Genomic DNA, 18,027 nt, shown 5'->3' with positions numbered 1-18,027 from the left:
ACAACATCTTGGGCCGCCCCACAGGGCGGCCTTTTTGTTTCCTCTTTCTTGATGCAATCTGGCGACACATTCACCGTGAATGTGCCACAATATTTAATCAAACCATATCAGGCGATTGCGGGCCGAAGCGAAAGAAGGCACAAATTGGGCAAGATTGAGGCAACCCGCCACAAATGGTGGGAGATCTTCGGAACAAGGGCCCGGCACAGTATCGGGACCGACCGGATGGAAGGTAGAAAAGCAGTGGTCTCGCGTTTCTCGGGGGCTTTCATAAGAGCTATGCTGGTCATGGCTGTGGTGGTTACGCCCTCTGTCCTTTTGTCGGATGTCTCCAGCGATGCCAAACAGATGGCCGCGCTGGTCGCGCTGTTTGCCGGGCTGTTGACCTTTGTTGAATACAATGCCGAAGCGCCCAGCCTGATCGAATTCCGCGATGCCCCACCATTCAACCGCGTGCGCTTGGGCATGCTGTTTTTCACCGTCTTTTGTCTTTCGGTGATGGAAAGTGGCCGGGCGCAATCCACCAGCCTGACCGATCTGGTGCAAGCGATAGGCCATCTTGTCGGACGCTCCATGGATTTCCCCTATTCACCCGTGCGCTTGGCCAAGCTGATGCTGGCCGAAACCGCAACCATCGAACAGGTGCAGGCGGTTCGGGATGCCGCAGGGCTTGCCTATATCACTTCGCTGATATCGTTGAGCGTATTTGTCGTGATGCTCAAGGCCGGAAGCTGGCCGATGCGGAACCGGGTGTTCAACGTCTGGGTCAATCTGCCCACGTTTGATCCGACCGCCGGGGACATGGTTGAACGGCTGGAGCGTGACGCGCGCATCAACATCGCCCTTGGCTTTTTGTTACCATTCATCATTCCCTTTGTTGTCAGCCTGTCGTCAACTGGCGTCAACCCGGACAGCATGACAGCCTCGCAAACCTTGATCTGGACAATGACAGCATGGGCCTTTCTTCCTGCAAGCTTGTTCATGCGCGGCATCGCCATGGGCCGAATTGCCGACATGATCCGCCAGATCCGCCGCATTCAGGGCGCAAGGGACGAAATTGCTATGGCGCGGGCCTCGCGGGCCTTCTGATTGCGCTGAGCGCAGCGGCACAAGCCGAGACGCTTCGGGTTGCCTATTGGAACACCGATCTGAACCGGGCCGGGCCGGGCTTGCTTTTGCGCGATCTGGTGGCGGGAAAGTCTACTGACCTGACTACGGCAACAGCCGCGATTGCGGCCCTGAACGCCGATCTGCTGGTGCTTTCGGGGTTTGACTATGATGCAGGCGGGTTGGCGCTGGCGGCGCTGAACTCGGCCTTGCCGCTACCCTATCCTCATCTTGCCGCACTGCGCCCCAATACCGGCATTCCCAGCGGATTTGACCTTGATGGCAACGGACGCAGCTTTGAGCCGCGTGACGCCATCGCCTATGGCCGGTTTCCAGGCGAAGGCGGCATGGTGGTGCTGTCGCGGCTGCCGCTTGATGCGGGCGCAGGTGCCGATCATTCGGGGTTGCTGTGGCGCGATCTGCCGGGGGCTGATGTGCCGCCCTTGCCCGATGGTGCAGCAGATATGTTGCGGCTGTCTTCGACCGGCCATCACGATACCGCCGTTGTGCTGCCGGATGGGCGCCACCTGCATCTTCTGACATGGCATGCCACCCCGCCCGCCTTTGACGGGCCCGACCTGCGCAACACAAGGCGCAACCATGACGAGGCCGCGTTCTGGTTGCATTTGCTGAACAGCCCGCAAACCCCACAGCCGCCGTTTGTGCTGCTGGGACAGGCCAATGTGGACCCCGCAAAAGGCAATGGCAACCCGGCCGCAATCCGCGCCTTGCTGGCGGACCCCCGGCTGCAAGATGTGCTTATGGGCGACACGGTAGACTACGGTGGCACGCTCGGGTCGCTGCGGGTCAGCTATATCCTGCCCTCGGCCGGGATCGCGGTCACCGCTTCAGGCCACGCCCCCACGCCAGAAGGCGCACGGCATCACCCGATTTGGGTAGAAATCACACCCTGACCCCCCGCTTTCCCCAAGGACCGCTTGACCCTGTGCGGCCCATTGGCTACCCCGCAGCCAACCCCAAGACAGGAGCCTTTGTGATGGCCAACCCTTCCCTTCTTATCCTCGCCGGTGACGGCATCGGCCCTGAAGTCATGGCCGAAGTGAAGAAAATCATCGGCTGGATGGGCGCCAAGCGCAGCGTCACCTTTGATGTAACCGAAGATCTGGTCGGCGGCTGCGCCTATGACAAGCATGGCGTGCCACTGCATGATGACACCATGGCAAAGGCGCAAGAGGTCGATGCCGTGCTGTTGGGTGCCGTGGGTGGTCCGCAATATGACAACCTCGATTTCAGCGTAAAGCCCGAACGCGGCCTGCTGCGTCTTCGCAAGGAAATGGACCTGTTTTCCAACCTGCGCCCGGCACAGTGCTTTGACGCTTTGGCCGACTTCTCGTCGCTGAAAAAAGACGTCGTGGCCGGGCTGGATATCGTGATCGTGCGCGAACTGACCTCCGGCGTCTATTTCGGCGAGCCGCGCGGCATTTTCGTAGAGGGCAATGAGCGGGTGGGCATAAACACCCAGCGCTATACCGAAAGCGAAATCGCCCGTGTGGCGCGGTCGGCTTTTGAACTGGCCCGCAAGCGTGCCAACAAGGTCTGCTCGATGGAGAAGGCCAATGTCATGGAATCCGGCATCCTGTGGCGCGAAGTGGTGCAGGAAATCCATGACAAGGAATATCCCGATGTGGCGCTGTCGCATATGTATGCCGACAATGGCGCAATGCAGCTGGTGCGCTGGCCCAAGCAGTTTGATGTGATCGTCACCGACAACCTGTTTGGCGATGTGCTTTCAGATTGCGCCGCGATGCTGACCGGCAGCTTGGGCATGCTGCCCTCGGCCAGCCTTGGTGCGCCAATGGCCAACGGCCGGCCCAAAGCACTGTATGAACCCGTCCACGGCTCTGCCCCCGATATCGCGGGCACGGGCAAAGCCAACCCCATCGCCTGTATCCTGTCGTTCGCTATGGCGCTGCGCTATTCCTTCGACATGGGCGAAGATGCGGCCCGCATCGAAAAGGCTGTCGAGAAGGTGCTGGCCGACGGGCTGCGCACCGCCGATCTGATGGGTCCGGACGGCGGCACACCGATCACCACCACCCAGATGGGCGATGCCATCATCGCGGCGCTGGACGCCAGCCTGTAAGCACTGCCCAATGGTTGATGAACAAGGCCCGCACCAATTGGTGCGGGCCTTGCTCGTTGGCCGTACAGGTCAACGACACTGGTGCAAAGCGTAGCGCAGGGCCGACAGCGCAGCCCCCGGCGGCATAGGATGGTGCAAGATCACAGCGTCACGATTGGGCAGGGTAAGCCAGCGGGTTCCATCGCAGGCGGTTGCCACCGTGTACATCGGGGCGGCATCACGCACCTGCCCTTCCAGAAACGACTCAAACCCAGCCTCACGCGCAGCGGGACTTTGCCAAGGCAGATCACGCAAAACGCCATTCTGTGACGTTGCAAAAAGATCCATGTAATTTGCCGATGCGCGCAAAAGCATTTCCTGAACTGCAGGGGCAAGGCCAATGATCAGCCGATCCGCCTGATAAGCGCCATCCCGAATCGCTGGCCCGTCCGAAACGGTCGCCCCGGCCAGCGACCGCAGCTCAACGACCGTTTCATATTGCCACAAAGAGTGTGGAAGACCGCGCGCGCAGATCGCGCTGTCGGATTTGAGATGCCGAATGACGCAGCGATCAAGAACCACGTCAGAGCGGTCAAACCGCGTCGCCGTGGTGCTCAGTCGAATGGCTGTCAGAAAAGTGGGCACTGGATCGGCGGCGGATTGCGCCTGAGCACCGCAGGGCCACAAAAAGAGGGCAAGGCCAACCAACGCCGCCGCCCCCAACCCCGGAACTGTCTGAACACGTTTCAACACACAGGCTCCGCACTTAGCTGATCAAAAACGGGGTATCCGACGGCTGCGGCGGAACTATGTCCCGCGATCTGTTGCCGACCCTGCTTGAGCCTTGGCCCGCTTTCTGCCAAAGCTGCCAGCGCAAACAGGTGTGGCGTTCTGCCCCTGCTGGCAAAGGAGATAGCATGGGTCACAATCTGAAAGGTGCGCTGCTGGCGCTGCTCGCATTCGCGCTTTATGCGACTCATGATGTTGTCATCAAGTATCTGGGCGAAAGCTATAATTCGTTCCAGATCATCTTTTTCTCAGGGCTTCTGGGCTTTCCCATCATCACCTTCATGCTGATGAGCGACCGCACAGATGGCAACCTGATTCCACGCCATCCGTGGTGGTCCCTGTTGCGGTCGCTGACGGCCGTATCGACCGGGGCGGCAGGGTTTTATGCCTTTACCGTGCTGCCGCTGGCGCAAACCTATGCAATCTTGTTCGCCATGCCGCTGCTGATCACAGTGCTGGCCATTCCGATGCTGGGCGAAAAGGTGGGGTTCCGGCGCGGGATCGCGGTTGTGGTCGGGCTGATCGGGGTTCTGATCGTGCTGCGCCCCGGTTCGGCCGAGCTGTCATGGGGCCATCTGGCGGCGCTGTCGGCGGCGCTGACCGGATCGCTGACCTCTGTCATCGTGCGCAAGATCGGGGCCGAGGAACGCTCGGCCGTCCTGATGCTTTATCCGATGGTCGCGACCTTCATTCTTACCGGGGCCGCGATGCCCTTTGTCTATGTCCCGATGCCGCTGGAGCATCTGGCGCTGACCGGGGTGATTGCCTTTTTAGGATTTATCGCCGCCATGCTGTCGATTTCCGCCTATCGCACCGCCCCCGCCATCATCGTGGCCCCGATGCAATATTCGCAGATCATCTGGGCCGTGATCTATGGGGCGCTGCTGTTTGACGAGGCGGCAGATTTTTATACGCTGGTCGGGACATCGGTAATCATCGCGTCGGGCATCTATATCGTCTTGCGCGAAGGCACCGGCAGCGTGTCGAAAAACAGCCCCGTGTTGTCGAACAAATCACGTCCCGAAACCGGGTTGATGCCGCGCATCAGCCTGCTCTTGAAACGTGGTGACCGTAGGCGGGCAGAGTAACGCCGCCGCCCTCTTGAAAAGCAAAAGCGAAAAGTTTACGGCGTTCCCCACGGTCGGAGCGTAGCGCAGTCTGGTAGCGCACCTGCTTCGGGAGCAGGGGGTCGGAGGTTCGAATCCTCTCGCTCCGACCAATTTTTTCCCGAATAATTTCAAATACTTAAGAAGATTTTCGCGGCCGCATGTATGGTGCCAGCGCCGTTTTTGTATGGTAGAGGAAAGTTGGCTTCAGCTTGTCTGACCTACCGTTTATCCGGGTTTTGGAACTGCCAGGAACTAGCTGATTCTTGGGGCCAACTAGGGCGCGATCATCCCCAAAGCGCGCTGCCTTACCTGAGGGTGAATGAAGCCATTGTTAAGCGCGTCCACTATGTGAGAGTTGACAGATGCCGTCGCATTTGCGGCTGCCAGTTCAAGCGCAGCCGCTGCAAAGGTTATGTATCGGACCGCGACATTGACGCCCCTGACAACGCGAACGGGCGGCAAGGCTGCATCAAAAACGTGTGCAACGAACACAACCTCAAAGCGCCAGTCTGCAAGTGGCGCGATACTGGTTAGCTCCTCTTCTCGCAGGGCCAGAACAGAGGCAAACGAGTCCAAGTGATCCAGAACATAGGGAAGAGTAAGACGTCCACCATGCGATTCATAGGCAACCACTTCAGGGTTGGGTCTAACGGGGCGCTCGAACTCGACGTCCCCAAACTTCTTGCGGAAGGTATTCGCGGCAAAAACTGAGTCCCGTAACCCCTTCGGAGTCCAACCGTTTGCCACCGTGTGGTGCATCAGACCGTAGCAGTCCAATAGTCGCTGTTCCAGAATTCCGTTTGTGCCGGTGTTGCCGTTACCAGTAGCGTTCAGCAAAGTAGTCGCTTGAGCGACATTCAAAACGGGAATCCTATGAGGAATATCGCCGTTGTTTTTCTCTGACTCCACGCGGATGTAGCGGTGCAGTAGTCCACGAATCTGCGCAGCAAGTTCGTCTTTCGCCAGTGAGCCAAGATTCTCAATCGTCTCCAGAATGTTTGCCAGTGCGGTCGCAGAACGAGGGCTATCAGTGCGACCTGTCACCCACACCTGATCGAAGCGAAGCGTAGCCTTGGCATTGTTCAAGAAAGCGTTCTTGGCCACGGGAATGCCCGATGAGATGTACTTCTCTGTCAGCCAATCCGCAATCTGTCCGCGCGGCTTGAATTCATATGCGTAGGTTACAGCATGGTCGAAGCGAGCCTGAATCAGGAGCTGGTAGTGCAGCAGAAGCAGATAAGGATGGTGAAGATCATTTATGAAGAGGTCCGACAGCCAAGCAGAAAAGTCTCCAGCACACCCAAGACTTTTGGCTACCTCTGCAACACGCTCGATTCCGCCTTCTATGTCCAAATCGCCAAATAGCGCTGGCTCTGCGGACATATCATCCTCAAATACTTCATTTGACGCTGGGAGTGATAGGGTCGGTGCACACCCGAATTTTGTGAGTATGGCTTGAACAGCACGCCAATTGAGAGAAAAGCGGTTGTCTCTGACTGCAATCAATCGGCTTATTTCAGAAGCCGTCATTTTCTCTTCAACAGCAAGCCGCGCTATCATCCCAGAATGCGACAAGATTTGTCTTGCTGAGTCGTGGTCAAGCAAGTGGGCAGATACAAGCGCTGCATGAAGGTCAAAGAAATTCGCTGACGCAAGCCGGGAAGCGTTCTGATATGCAGCTCCATTCGGACCTTCAAGGCTATCAAAAATGAATGTCTTTGGGTCTCGGTCTGCAAGAAAAAGAAGATCACGGACAAATGCGCGGAATGCGGGCGTCGGTGCGCCGTCACGTTGCCAGCGTCGCAGTTGCAGAGAAATCCAGCTAGCCTTGTCGTCCGTGACTCCGGCAATTTCCAGTAGCCGGGTAACCTCCGCCAAGAACTCCGCTTCTCTTGCTGATGCCACGGGCAACAGAATTCCGCGCACTGCCGCTCGGAGTTCAAACATCCTTACCGCCTCCCAGCAGATCAGTGGCGGTCGCGTTCAGAGCTTCTGCAATCTTCTCGACGGACAGCAAGGACGGGTTGCGGACGCCACGTTCGCAACCGCTGATGTAAGTGCGGTCAAGTCCTGCACGTAATGCCAACTCTTCCTGCGTCAGCCGCGCCTTGGTCCGCAGCCGTTTGAGGTTGCTCGCGAAGGCCTGAACAAGGGCTGAATCCAATGTTTCCATGCACCTAGCGGTAGCGTCTATGTAGATTATGCGTCCACGGACTATAAGTCACATTGGGCTAGATTTCTTGTGGACGGTAGGGTATCGGTAACTAAATGATGTAAGAATGCCAGCGGGAGGGCACAGCAAGATGGACCGGCGCAACGCCTTCTCGGCTGTCTCGCTCTTCTCCGGTGCCGGAGGGATGGACATTGGCTTTGCCAATGCTGGCTTCAACATCCTGTTCGCCAACGACATTGACCCTGACGCTTGCGCGACATACCGACTAAATCATGGTGATAGCATCGCCCAAGCAAGCTTGCTCAGTATCAACCCGCTTGAACTGGTGGCTGGACGGGCGGTTGACTTGGTCTTTGGTGGTCCACCTTGTCAGGGATTTTCCGTTGCCGGGAAAATGGACCCTGACGATGAGAGGAGTCAACTAATCCACTCATTCTTTGACGTGGTGGATTTGCTGCAACCCAAGGCCTTCGTTTGTGAGAATGTGAAGGCTCTTGCTGTTCTTACCAAGTGGCAAAGCGTAAGGAATGCGCTTTTTGCACGCGGTCGCAAGGCCTATCGCATTGCCCTAATCATACTGAACGCATCCGATTATGGCGTCCCTCAAATCCGGGAACGCATGTTCTTGATTGGGCTGCATAAGGAGGTTTTTGCTGGGTCTGATACAGAGCTTCAGAACATGATCGAAGCAGCCCTTCTAGCCCAAGTCAGAAAACCAAGAACAGTTGCTGATATCATTCGCGACTTAGGGCGTGCTGGCACGTCTGGAAATTCAAGAACCTGCGCAGCTAAGATCACATTCGCCCGTGCGCCCATTATGCGAAAGTCACCATATGCAGGGATGATGTTCAACGGGGCAGGTCGACCCTTGCCTCCATCAAAATGGGCGACGACCCTTCCTGCTTCTATGGGTGGAAACAAAACGCCTATCGTTGATGAAGCAGAGATTTTTGATGGCGAAGAGAGCTATATTGAAACCTACCACCGCCACCTGATGGCTGGCGGCGAGCCAAGAGTTGGGGAAGCCCCCAAGCGTCTTCGTAGGTTGACGATAGATGAGTGCATCGCCGTTCAGACATTTCCGGCCAACTATAGGCTGGCTGGTTCTAGAAGCGCTCAGTATCGCCAATTGGGAAATGCAGTGCCGCCATTGCTCGCAGAGGCGGTTGCACGAGTTGTCGCGGGCGCACTATCCGGTGACGCGGCTTTGCAAGTGCCCGTAGCTGCTGAATAAGGCACGACGGTTCTGCGAGTTATTGGCCACGATGGCAACCAAATAGACTAGTTGCATATGTGCCCGCAGCTACTGTGTCGGGGAAAAAGGCAGGGTGATATACCCTCTTGGGACCCTGTCAAAAATTTCAGCATGTCACTTGTCCGGATGGCGAGCGTCATCCGATAGGCGTTTGTAGAGTCGGTGACGACCGAATGGATTACAGGCCCTAAATTGAGCCTTGCTCAAGCAGATACCGGTAGACAGATGACCGCGCCACACCAAGCGATTTAGCAATATATGTTGGCGTTTTTCCTTGCTGCCGCAATGCGCGAACCTTACCCGCGTCTATGGTCGCCGGTCGACCCTTAAAGGGGCTGGCTTCGCCCTTTGCAAGCGCAGCGTCGATGCCTTCTCTTTGGCGCTCTGTCCTGATCGTGGCTTCAAATTCTCCGAACGCCCCAAGAATGGTGAAGAACAGCTTGCCTGCGGCGGTGCTGGTATCAATGGGCTGTTCAAGAACGCGCAAGTGCACGCCCTTGTCCTCAAGGGTCTTTGCTATTTCCAGAAGGTCGCGCGTTGAACGTGCTAGGCGATCAAGGCGCGTACATACGACAGTGTCGCCCTTGCGAGTACCGCGCCCAAGAAGCTCAGCCAGCGCGGCCCTGCCGTCGCGGCTGCGCCCGCTTACCTTCTCAGTGTAAAGGTGTTCCGGGCTGACGCCCGCGTTGCGAAGGGCAACTTCTTGGACGTCGAGCGACTGTCCCCGACTGGATACTCGCGCGTAACCGATCAACTCGCCCATGATCTGCCCTTTCTGTCCGATTTGCCTGTCCTGTAAATGTCTTCTAACCTAAAAAAGGCAGGCGAGTCGAATCTTTATTGTTCAAAATCAAGCCTTTAGTTCGTCTTCAAGCTAACTTTGGGCCGACCTTGGGGGAAGGGTTCCGGCCAAGTTCAGCTTCAAGCTGACTTTGCCGGGACACCATTCAGGAAGGCGGCGAAGATAGGGAATATTTCCCGCATGAGGACGCGTCGGGCAGCGTCTAGCTACGCAGCAAATACGTCTCTCTGTCGCGCGCAGTGTCAGCCGCCATGCTTGGTGGCGTTGTCGATATTCAGGCTTGACGCTTTTCCGCGTCAGCGGGTCTCACCAGTAAGTTATCGCATCCAGCGCTGCCCGCATCTGTGCCATACCATGCTTGGATTGCCCAAAGGGCGTCTTGTAGTGCCGCAGTTTGCCTTGCCCGCCTACATGCCCGATGATGCCGCGCATGACGTCATCTGTCATGCCTTGGCGCTGCAAGCGGTCAATCAGGGTATCCTTGGTGCTGTAGAGTACGTGCCGGTCATTAGTAAAACCGCCCGACCGGATCACTGTTGAAAATGCCGTAGTGTACGCCCGCGCTAGCGAGTCGGGCTTGGTTGCCTGCCCATAGACCTTTCCTTGTCGGACTGCGGTCTTGCCTGCCTCAAGCTCTGCTGCGAAGCCACCTTTCACAAGGAATTCCGGCAGGTTCGAAAGGGCCGCAGCAAGGGGAATGCGCCGGGGCGTGCCAGTCTTGGTGTACCTAATGTGCAGTTCTCCGTTCTTCGCGCTGTCCGGTCCAAGGTGGAACAACTCTACAGGTCGCATCCCCGTGTACAGCAGAACCCGGAAGCCCATGAGGAAGGCGGCGCGGCGCGACTGTGACAGCCCGCTTTCTGCTTCCGGCCCCCACGCATCATTCAGCAAGCGCCAAACCTGTTTGATTTGATCGTCATCGAACGCCTGCCACCGTGTATCCTCCACAGTCGTGGTGATGTCGGGCATGACGATGTCGGGAAAGGTCAGCCCGGCGAGGGCGCTTTTCTCGCGAACGGCCCACCGCCACAGCGTCTTGAGCGTCTCGAAATGCTTGGCGATAGTTGCCGGGCTGACTCCGTCTTTCAGCAACAGGTCGCGATGCTCTTGCAGGCGTTCTTTGGTGTAATACGCGGGCGGGTGGTTCCCCTGTGCATCGGTGAGGCGGCGCACCTTGTCTATGTAGGCGCGGCGGGTCTGCGGGCGCTTGGTCGCTGCGTAAACGTCCATCAACTCCTTGATGCACAGCGACGTGTCGACTCGGGTCTCTGGGGTCAATTCAGCAAGTCTGGCGTCCAGCGCTGCCTTGTACGCATCCCAGAACATGCCGCCGGTCTTGTCCAAGGGGCGGCTGGGTTGCAGGGTCTCCACAAGCATGTTGCCGAAAGGGTCATCAACTGCCTGTTCGTCCAGATAGGACCGATCACCGAAGGCGTAAGCCGCGAACAGGGCTAGCTTGTCGCGTTCGGCCTTGGCGGGCAAGGCGCGGGCTTGCTGCATGGCCTCTTCTGTGCGCCGCCAGACGGACGCGGACACGTCGACTCTCAGGCCGGGGGCGATAAGCGATGCGGCGGCGTCAGCCGCCAATCTGACGTCTTCGCTTGCCTCAGGCGCGCGGGCTTGCGCCGCTAGCTGTAGAGGCAAAGAAAACGCAACGGCTGCCACCTCTGACTCCTGCCGGGCGGCGAACCCGTTTCTGGCTTCCGGGGTGGAAAGCCTAGCTATCAGTTCGTCATGCTCTTGGGTGTAAGCCAGCCCTCGGGAAACGGCCTTGTTGATGTCGGAACCCAAAGAATAGTCCCAGACTGTGCGGCCCAAGACTTCCACAAGGTCTTTCGGAACCCGGCGGGCGTACTTGTATGCGCCGCTTGAGGTCTTGGTGACGTGGTCGATTAGGTCGACGTTCTTCCTCTTTCGGGCGGTCATCTGAGGGTCCGTGTATGGTAACTGTATGGTATTTTGTATGGTAGAATCGGCCATTTTCACAAGGAGATTCCACAAAACGTCAACAAAATAAGGGATTTATGGATTTGTAAGAAGTTCGAATCCTCTCGCTCCGACCAGTAAATTCCCGCAGTAATACACGAGAAATAATCCTGACTGCGCTTTTGTCGGTCACATTGGCCGAACGAATGCTATTGGCAATCCTGAACAGATTGCAAACAGGGGTCTGGCGTTGGTATCTGAACACGCCCGCCCCAAACCCTGCACCTGATCTCGACGGGCTTTGAAAGGACCACGAATGCTGACAATGACGCCTTTTGCTGAAATTGCCGTTCTGTTGGTCATGGCGGCGGGGATCGGGATTGTCGGCACGCTTTTGCGGCAACCGCTGATAGTCAGCTTTATTGCTGTGGGCCTGATTGCGGGGCCATCAGCGCTTAATCTGGTGCATTCAGACGAACAGATTGAGATCCTGTCCGAACTGGGAATCGCAGTTCTGTTGTTTCTGGTGGGGATAAAGCTGGATGTGAAAATGGTCCGCTCTTTGGGGGCGGTTTCTGTGGTGACAGGCTTGGGCCAGGTCGCCTTTACCGCGTTCTTTGGCTATCTGATCGGCCTTGCACTTGGTCTCGGGCAGATCACCAGCCTATACGTAGCCATCGCGCTGACGTTTTCATCCACCATCATCATTGTGAAACTGATGTCCGACAAGCGCGAGATCGACTCGCTGCATGGCCAGATCGCACTGGGCTTCCTGATCGTGCAGGATCTGGTGGTGGTGCTGGCGATGATCGTGCTGTCGGCCATTGGCATCGGTGGCGCGGAAGATGGCGGCGGGTCGGTGTGGACCGTCCTGATCGCGGGTCTGGCCATGGTGGCGGCGGTGGTTCTGTTTATCCGTTTTGCCGCAAATCCGCTGACCGAACGGCTGGCACAAGCGCCCGAACTGCTGGTGATCTTTGCGATTGCACTGGCTGCTTTGTTTGCCGCTATAGGGGATGCCGTGGGCTTGGGCAAAGAGGTGGGCGGACTGATGGCCGGGGTCGCACTGGCCTCGACCAACTACCGCGAAACGATTGCCGCCCGGCTGGCCCCGTTGCGCGATTTCCTGCTGTTGTTCTTTTTCATCGCCCTCGGGGCCACGCTGGATCTGTCTTTGCTTGGCACGCATGTTACTGGGGCGGTGATCTTTTCCCTGTTTGTGCTGATCGGGAACCCGCTGATCGTTTTGGTCATCATGGGGGTCATGGGGTATCGCAAGCGCACCGGCTTTCTGGCCGGGCTGACCGTTGCGCAGATCAGTGAGTTTTCGCTGATCTTTGTGGCGATGGGTGTCAGCCTCGGCCATGTGCCGGATGACGCCTTGGGGCTGGTGACCATGGTCGGGTTGGTCACCATTGCGGCCTCGACCTACATGATCACATTCTCGCACACGCTTTATGCCGTGTTCGAGCCCTATCTTGGGGTGTTTGAGCGCAAGGGCACCCCGCGCGAAACAGGCGACGACAGCACCAATCGAAGCGAACGGCCCGAAATCATCCTCTTTGGTCTGGGGCGGTTTGGCACGGCAATCGGCATGCGGCTGAAAAAGCGCGGCATCAAGGTTTTGGGAGTGGATTTCAACCCGCAGGCCGTGAAGCGCTGGCGCGAACTAGACCTGGACGCCGAATTTGGCGATGCGACAGACCCGGAGTTTCTGGCCGAACTGCCCTTGCGCGAGGCAAATTGGGTCGTTTCGACAGTGCCAGTGCATCTGACCGGGCTAAGCCACGAAGATACCCGCCACACGCTTATGCAACTGGCGCGCGCGTCCGGGTTCTCTGGCAAGATCGCCATGGCTTCGCACGGGGCGACAGAGACACAGGCCTTGCTGGATGCTGGCGCCAATACCGTGTTGGAACCGTTTCAGGATGCCGCTGACCGCGCCGTGGACCTGCTGACCGGGGCAGAGGCATCAGAACGCACCGATATTCCCGAAATCTCATCCGAAGCGCGTGACGCGGGCTGAGCGCCCGCGCCTATCTTTCGACCTTCAGCACGATCTTGCCGGTATGGCCCGAGCTTTCCATACGCGTGTGGGCGTCAGCAGCCTGCTCCAGCGGAAATTCACTGTCCATCACCGGGGCAAAGTGGCCAGCGGCGATCATCGGCCAGACGTGGGTTTCCACCTCGCGCGCGATGCGGGCCTTGGCGGCATCCGATTGCGGGCGCAGGGTTGATCCGGTGATGGTCAGGCGGCGCATCATCATCTCGGCAAAGTTCAGCTCGATCTTGGGGCCTTGCAGAAACGCGATCTGCACAAGGCGGCCATCATCGGCCAGCGTGCGGATATTGCGCGGCAGATACGGGCCGCCGACCATATCAAGGATCAGGTCGGCCCCCCCTGCGGCCTTGACTTCGGTCGCCCAATCTTCGGTTTTGTAATTAAAGGCGCGCTCGGCCCCCAGTGCCTCACATGCGCGGGCCTTGTCGTCGGTGCCTGCGGTGGTGAAGACGCGCGCGCCCAGGCTGCGGGCGATCTGGATGGCGGTGGTGCCGATGCCGGACGCACCACCGTGAACAAGGAAACGCTCGCCGCCGCGCAGACCGCCACGCATCACCACGTTTGACCAGACGGTAAAGCAGGTTTCCGGCAGGCAGGCGGCTTCCTTCATGCCCATGCCGGGCGGCACGGGCAAAGCGTGGGATTCATGGGTGGTGACATATTCGGCATAACCACCACCGGGCAGCAGGGCGCAAACCTTGTCACCGATGCTCCAGCGGATCACGTTCGGCCCCAACGCAACCACCGTGCCCGACGCCTCCAACCCCGGCAGGGGCGAGGCGTTGGCGGGGGGTGCATAAAGACCCGCACGTTGCAGGGCATCAGGACGGTTGACCCCGGCATAGGCCACACGAATGACGATCTGGCCATGGCTCGGCACCGGAACTGGCATGGTCGCGGGTTTCAGAACCTCTGGCCCGCCGGGTTCAGAAATTTCAACGGCGCGCATGGTATGGGACAGGGTCATCAGTGGCCTTTCAGCGGAAACGGTCCATCATCTTGCCCGGCAGATCATCGGGAACATCGGGCTTGCGGATCTTTTCCATCAGTTTCATCGGCCCGGCAAGCAATGCCTTTGCAACCGGGTTATCACGCATCGCGGCTTTGGCCTTTTCGATGCGCATCACATCTTCGATCCGGCGGTCAAGAAAATCCCACGTGGCCTGATGGCCGATGCTGTCGTCGCCCAGCCAGAACAGCACGGTGGCCGAATAGACTGCCGAAAGCGTAGCGCGTTTGGTATACCAGTTGATATCGCGGCTGGTGTCGCCAAGCGCGGTCCAGATCGCATCCGACGTGCCCCATATCGCGCGGGCGCCATCTGCGGTGTGGATCGGCAGGGCGAACAAAGTGGTGCCCCGGCGCACTGCCTCTTTGTCTTCGACCAGTTCAAGACGCAGGCGAATGGCGGTGGTGATCCGGTCGCGGTAGCGCAGCGCGGCCAGATCGGTCGCGGCCAGCCGGTCACGCATCAGCGCATCGCCCCGGCGGTGATAGGCCAGCGCCAGATCAACCCCGCCGCGCGGGAACAGCGACCGGGCCAGCGCATCATGCACCCCCGATTCGGAAATCGCGGCACGCAGGGTGGTTTCGGACCATCCATCAAAGGGCACATGCAGCAAAGCGGCATCCAGCACACGATCTGCGGGCGTGGGGGTCGTGTTCTCGGTCGTCATGTCGTCATCCTTCCGTCATGGCGGTGGACAGGGGCTATTGGCTTTGTTATAGCGCAGCCTGCCTGCACAAACAGTGCAACTCTAACCTAGGAAGGTGGTGACAACCACATGCAGGTCAGCGTCCGTGACAACAACGTTGAGCAAGCCCTTCGGGCCCTCAAGAAAAAGCTCCAGCGCGAAGGCGTGTTCCGCGAAATGAAGCTCAAGCAACATTTCGAGAAACCCTCCGTCAAAAAAGCGCGCGAGCAAGCCGAAGCCGTTCGCCGTGCGCGCAAGCTTGCGCGCAAAAAGGCATTGCGCGAAGGCGGCGTTTAAGTCGTTCTTGGAATGCTGGGTGGGGGCTGTATGCCCTTGCCCCACGATCAACCCCCGTCCGCAAGGCCGGGGGTTTTTCTTTTTGCCGGTCGCCGGGGTGCGTCAGGCCAGCTTGCGCCGATAGGCAACCGGCGCGCGCTCCGGCAGGGTGACGTTCAGTTGGCTGACCATGTCGATCATCGACTCGGTGGCTTCGTCCAGCGACTGGCAGGCAACCGTGGTTTCCGCGAACATCGACGCGTTTTGTTGGGTCACATTGTCCAGATCGTTGATTGCTGCGGTGATCTCGCTCAGCGAGCGGGATTGGTCGCTGGCCGTGCTGGCGATGGCCGCAACCTGTTTGGCCGCGGCGGCGACGCTTTGGGTTATGACCGTCAGTGCGGTTCCAGTCTGGCCCACCAGATCGACCCCTTCGCGGACGTGCAGGCCAGCTTCCTGCACCAGACCGGTGATTTCCTTGGCCGCGTCGGAACAGCGTTGCGAAAGGGCGCGCACCTCTGACGCGACCACCGCAAAGCCACGCCCCGCCTCGCCCGCGCGGGCCGCCTCGACCCCGGCGTTCAGCGCCAGCAGATTGGTTTGAAACGCGATTTCGTCGATGACCGAGTTGATCCGGGCAATCTTTTGCGAACTTTCCGCGATGCTTTGCATCGACGCAATCGCCTGTTCCACCACGCGGCTGCCGCCCAGTGCCTCTCTTTGCGCAAGGGCTGTGGACGCCTCGGCGTTCGAGGCGATATGGGCGGACTGGCGCACACTGGCAAGAAACTCGACCATCGCGGCCGAGGTTTCCTCCAGCGTGGCGGCCTGCCGTTCGGTGCGGACCGACAGGTTTTCGGCCGAGCCGCGGATATCTGCCGCCTTTTCCTGAACATAGCCCGAGACTTCGGCCACCTGCGCAATCACCTGCCGCAGACGGCCGACCGAGGTGTTGAAGTCATCGCGCAGGTTCCCAAATTCGGGCGGGAAGTCGGTTGTGATCGTCACCGTCAAATCGCCACCCGACAGACGATCCAGCGCATCACACAAGGCGGCTACGATAAGCCCCTGTTCCTCCAGAACTTTTGCGCGGTGTGCGGCCTGCTTCTCGTCGATCTCGCGCGCCAGCCGGTGCGCGACTTCGGCGTCGGCGCTTTGCGTGGCGATACGCTCTTGCGCGGCTTCGGCAGCTTCTCGCATCTGATCGGCCTCGCGCCGTTGCAGGTCAGCTTGATCGCGGGCGACCTCTGCCTTGACCAGCATGTCAGAGGCAATTTCGCGGGCCAGCGTCAGTTCCCGTTCCTTTTCATCCGCCTGCGCATGCAAGCGAAGCCGGATGATGACCGCCGCAATCAGCGCCGCAGTTTCCACGCCGACCGTGGCACCATGCAGCAGCGTGCGCGCGATATTGTCCGCAACATCGGCTGATGGGTAGATCAGGCCGGGCATCACCACACTCAGCGACAGGTGGTGCAGAACAATCAGCCCGGTCGCTGCCAGAATCGGCCTGATATCCACCAGCAGGATCAGGGTCGCCAGCGCGGCAAAAAAGGTCATGTGCATGTCAAGCTGCCACGGATGCCCGGCAAAGGCAGCGGTCATCGCGATGGCCTGACCGATCACGCCAAAGCTGACGCCAAGCCGGGCAGTCAGATCCCCCTTGCTTTGGCCCAGCCAACCAATCGCCAGAAACGATGCCGAAAGCACGGGCGCAAGCAGCCCTGCGCCGACAAGAAAGGCGCTTAGCATCACAACAGGCAGCATCAGACTGGCCGCGATCAGCAGAGCGCGACAGGCCCGATCTTGACTTTGGCGCAGCTCACTCAAGGAATAGGTCATAGGAACTTTCCGCAGAAAAGGGTGTCAAAGCTGCCGTTGCGGACGGCCCAGGCCCCCTGCTGATGCAATCGCTGAACGAAATCAGGGGCCTCGGCATAGGCCAGCGTGGCCATCGCTGCACGCAAGGGCGAGATCTCCTGCCCCCCGGCCTGCGCGATAATGGCGCCCGCATCGGCCCAGGGCGGCACGATCACCAACACGGGCTGTCCGGCCACAGGGGCAGCCGACATGACAAGACCAAGTGGGCCAAGCAGGGTGACAAGCACCGCCAAAAGGGAAAGCGTGACATTCATCGCAACCTCATCCGTTGTCAGGAGGTTAGGCGCGGACCCTTTAAGAAATCCAAAATCCAGACAGATTCTGCCGGATATTTTAGACAGCAATTGCAGTGGTTTTCACCACGGTGCGCAGCGCAAAAGAGGACTGCATCTGCCGCACGCCGGGCAATCGCGACAGGAACTGTCGGTGGATGCGGGCGAAATCCTCGGTGTCCTCGGCCATGATTTTCAGCAGATAATCCGCCGTGCCTGCCATCAGATGACATTCCAGCAGGTCAGGCAACCGCGCCACCTCGCGTTCGAACGCGTCAAGCAGGTCTTCGGCCTGACTTTGCAGGGTGATTTCAACGAATACCGTCGTCAGCCGTCCGATCTTGCGCGTATCAAGCAAGGCGACGTAACCCGCGATATAGCCCTCCTCTTCCAACCGCTGCGTTCTTCTGTGGCAGGCCGAAGGCGAAAGATTCACCCGCTCTGACAGGTCTGCATTGGTGATGCGACCATCGCGTTGCAACACGTTCAGAATGCGGCGGTCTGTTGCATCAAGATCCATGGAGTTGGTGGTTTCTTTCGCCAAAGTGGGGTGCTGCGAAGTATTCTACGCCAATCTAGACCCACTGTCGCGGAAAATTCA

At 58.8% G+C, this 18,027-nt stretch carries 17 protein-coding genes and 1 tRNA gene; 8 read left to right on the top strand and 10 right to left on the bottom strand.

The window, feature by feature from the left end; genetic code table 11:
* Positions 1-279 precede the first annotated feature (279 nt).
* The 3 genes from Q8K08_RS15020 to leuB all read left to right on the top strand — a co-directional run bounded on the left by Q8K08_RS15020 (position 280) and on the right by leuB (position 3,211).
* Positions 280-1,089, top strand: a complete 810-nt coding sequence (locus tag Q8K08_RS15020; RefSeq protein WP_305250589.1) for a hypothetical protein — start codon at positions 280-282, stop codon at positions 1,087-1,089.
* Positions 1,086-2,021, top strand: a complete 936-nt coding sequence (locus Q8K08_RS22005) for an endonuclease/exonuclease/phosphatase family protein (RefSeq protein ID WP_370870556.1) — start codon at positions 1,086-1,088, stop codon at positions 2,019-2,021. The genes Q8K08_RS15020 and Q8K08_RS22005 overlap by 4 nt, the downstream gene beginning before the upstream one ends.
* A gap of 83 nt (positions 2,022-2,104) precedes the next feature.
* Positions 2,105-3,211, top strand: a complete 1,107-nt coding sequence (gene leuB, locus Q8K08_RS15015; RefSeq protein WP_304802150.1) for a 3-isopropylmalate dehydrogenase — start codon at positions 2,105-2,107, stop codon at positions 3,209-3,211.
* A 69-nt stretch (positions 3,212-3,280) separates the two neighbouring features.
* On the opposite strand, the gene Q8K08_RS15010 is transcribed toward leuB, so the two are convergent.
* Positions 3,281-3,940, bottom strand: coding sequence for a hypothetical protein (locus Q8K08_RS15010; RefSeq protein ID WP_304802148.1), 660 nt, complete (start codon positions 3,938-3,940; stop codon positions 3,281-3,283).
* A 167-nt stretch (positions 3,941-4,107) separates the two neighbouring features.
* Here Q8K08_RS15010 and Q8K08_RS15005 point away from each other — a divergent pair, with 167 nt between their 5' ends.
* Together Q8K08_RS15005 and Q8K08_RS15000 are read left to right on the top strand one after the other, a co-directional pair.
* Positions 4,108-5,067, top strand: a complete 960-nt coding sequence (locus tag Q8K08_RS15005) for a DMT family transporter (protein ID WP_305250588.1) — start codon at positions 4,108-4,110, stop codon at positions 5,065-5,067.
* 54 nt (positions 5,068-5,121) lie between these two features.
* A tRNA-Pro gene (locus Q8K08_RS15000) sits at positions 5,122-5,198 on the top strand.
* A 163-nt stretch (positions 5,199-5,361) separates the two neighbouring features.
* Here Q8K08_RS15000 and Q8K08_RS14995 read toward each other — a convergent pair.
* Together Q8K08_RS14995 and Q8K08_RS14990 are read right to left on the bottom strand one after the other, a co-directional pair.
* Complete coding sequence (locus tag Q8K08_RS14995; protein WP_305250587.1) at positions 5,362-7,035, bottom strand: hypothetical protein; 1,674 nt, start codon at positions 7,033-7,035, stop codon at positions 5,362-5,364.
* Positions 7,028-7,261 carry a helix-turn-helix domain-containing protein gene (locus Q8K08_RS14990; protein ID WP_305250585.1) on the bottom strand — a complete coding sequence of 78 codons (234 nt, stop codon included), beginning with the start codon at positions 7,259-7,261 and terminating at the stop codon, positions 7,028-7,030. Before Q8K08_RS14990 ends, Q8K08_RS14995 begins: the two co-directional genes overlap by 8 nt.
* A gap of 130 nt (positions 7,262-7,391) precedes the next feature.
* Between Q8K08_RS14990 and Q8K08_RS14985 the strand changes: the two genes are divergently transcribed.
* Entirely contained in the window at positions 7,392-8,495 is a 1,104-nt protein-coding gene (locus tag Q8K08_RS14985; protein ID WP_305250584.1) for a DNA cytosine methyltransferase, read from the top strand.
* A 208-nt stretch (positions 8,496-8,703) separates the two neighbouring features.
* Here the strand turns inward: Q8K08_RS14985 and Q8K08_RS14980 are convergent, their stop codons facing one another.
* Both Q8K08_RS14980 and Q8K08_RS14975 read right to left on the bottom strand, forming a co-directional pair.
* Positions 8,704-9,279 carry a recombinase family protein gene (locus tag Q8K08_RS14980; RefSeq protein ID WP_305250583.1) on the bottom strand — a complete coding sequence of 192 codons (576 nt, stop codon included), beginning with the start codon at positions 9,277-9,279 and terminating at the stop codon, positions 8,704-8,706.
* Positions 9,280-9,624: 345 nt separating this feature from the next.
* Positions 9,625-11,244 carry a DUF6538 domain-containing protein gene (locus Q8K08_RS14975; protein ID WP_305250581.1) on the bottom strand — a complete coding sequence of 540 codons (1,620 nt, stop codon included), beginning with the start codon at positions 11,242-11,244 and terminating at the stop codon, positions 9,625-9,627.
* Between the two features lie 325 nt (positions 11,245-11,569).
* Between Q8K08_RS14975 and Q8K08_RS14970 the strand changes: the two genes are divergently transcribed.
* Positions 11,570-13,270 (top strand): cation:proton antiporter, encoded by a 1,701-nt coding sequence (locus Q8K08_RS14970; protein ID WP_305250580.1) that lies wholly within the window; start codon positions 11,570-11,572, stop codon positions 13,268-13,270.
* A 10-nt stretch (positions 13,271-13,280) separates the two neighbouring features.
* On the opposite strand, the gene Q8K08_RS14965 is transcribed toward Q8K08_RS14970, so the two are convergent.
* Together Q8K08_RS14965 and Q8K08_RS14960 are read right to left on the bottom strand one after the other, a co-directional pair.
* On the bottom strand, positions 13,281-14,273 hold the full coding sequence (locus tag Q8K08_RS14965) for an NAD(P)H-quinone oxidoreductase (protein WP_304796775.1): 993 nt from the start codon (positions 14,271-14,273) through the stop codon (positions 13,281-13,283).
* Positions 14,274-14,283: 10 nt separating this feature from the next.
* The gene (locus Q8K08_RS14960) at positions 14,284-14,982 is read right to left on the bottom strand and encodes a COQ9 family protein (RefSeq protein WP_304796772.1); all 699 of its coding nucleotides are present in this window, start codon (positions 14,980-14,982) and stop codon (positions 14,284-14,286) included.
* Positions 14,983-15,090: 108 nt separating this feature from the next.
* Here Q8K08_RS14960 and rpsU point away from each other — a divergent pair, with 108 nt between their 5' ends.
* Positions 15,091-15,297, top strand: coding sequence for a 30S ribosomal protein S21 (rpsU, locus tag Q8K08_RS14955; protein WP_100196301.1), 207 nt, complete (start codon positions 15,091-15,093; stop codon positions 15,295-15,297).
* Between the two features lie 102 nt (positions 15,298-15,399).
* Here the strand turns inward: rpsU and Q8K08_RS14950 are convergent, their stop codons facing one another.
* The 3 genes from Q8K08_RS14950 to Q8K08_RS14940 form a co-directional block, all read right to left on the bottom strand.
* Positions 15,400-17,115: a methyl-accepting chemotaxis protein gene (locus tag Q8K08_RS14950; protein WP_304796764.1), complete on the bottom strand. Its 1,716-nt coding sequence runs from the start codon at positions 17,113-17,115 to the stop codon at positions 15,400-15,402.
* Positions 17,112-17,408 (bottom strand): hypothetical protein, encoded by a 297-nt coding sequence (locus Q8K08_RS14945; RefSeq protein WP_304796762.1) that lies wholly within the window; start codon positions 17,406-17,408, stop codon positions 17,112-17,114. Before Q8K08_RS14945 ends, Q8K08_RS14950 begins: the two co-directional genes overlap by 4 nt.
* Positions 17,409-17,487: 79 nt before the next feature.
* On the bottom strand, positions 17,488-17,946 hold the full coding sequence (locus tag Q8K08_RS14940; protein WP_118150560.1) for an Lrp/AsnC family transcriptional regulator: 459 nt from the start codon (positions 17,944-17,946) through the stop codon (positions 17,488-17,490).
* Between the last annotated feature and the right edge of the window lie 81 nt (positions 17,947-18,027).

The sequence above is a fragment of the Pseudotabrizicola sp. genome, from assembly GCF_030684215.1.
In the GTDB taxonomy this organism is placed as follows: domain Bacteria; phylum Pseudomonadota; class Alphaproteobacteria; order Rhodobacterales; family Rhodobacteraceae; genus Pseudotabrizicola.
The sequence above is the reverse complement of the archived record's forward strand: the minus strand, read 5'-3'. Positions and strand labels throughout refer to the sequence as shown.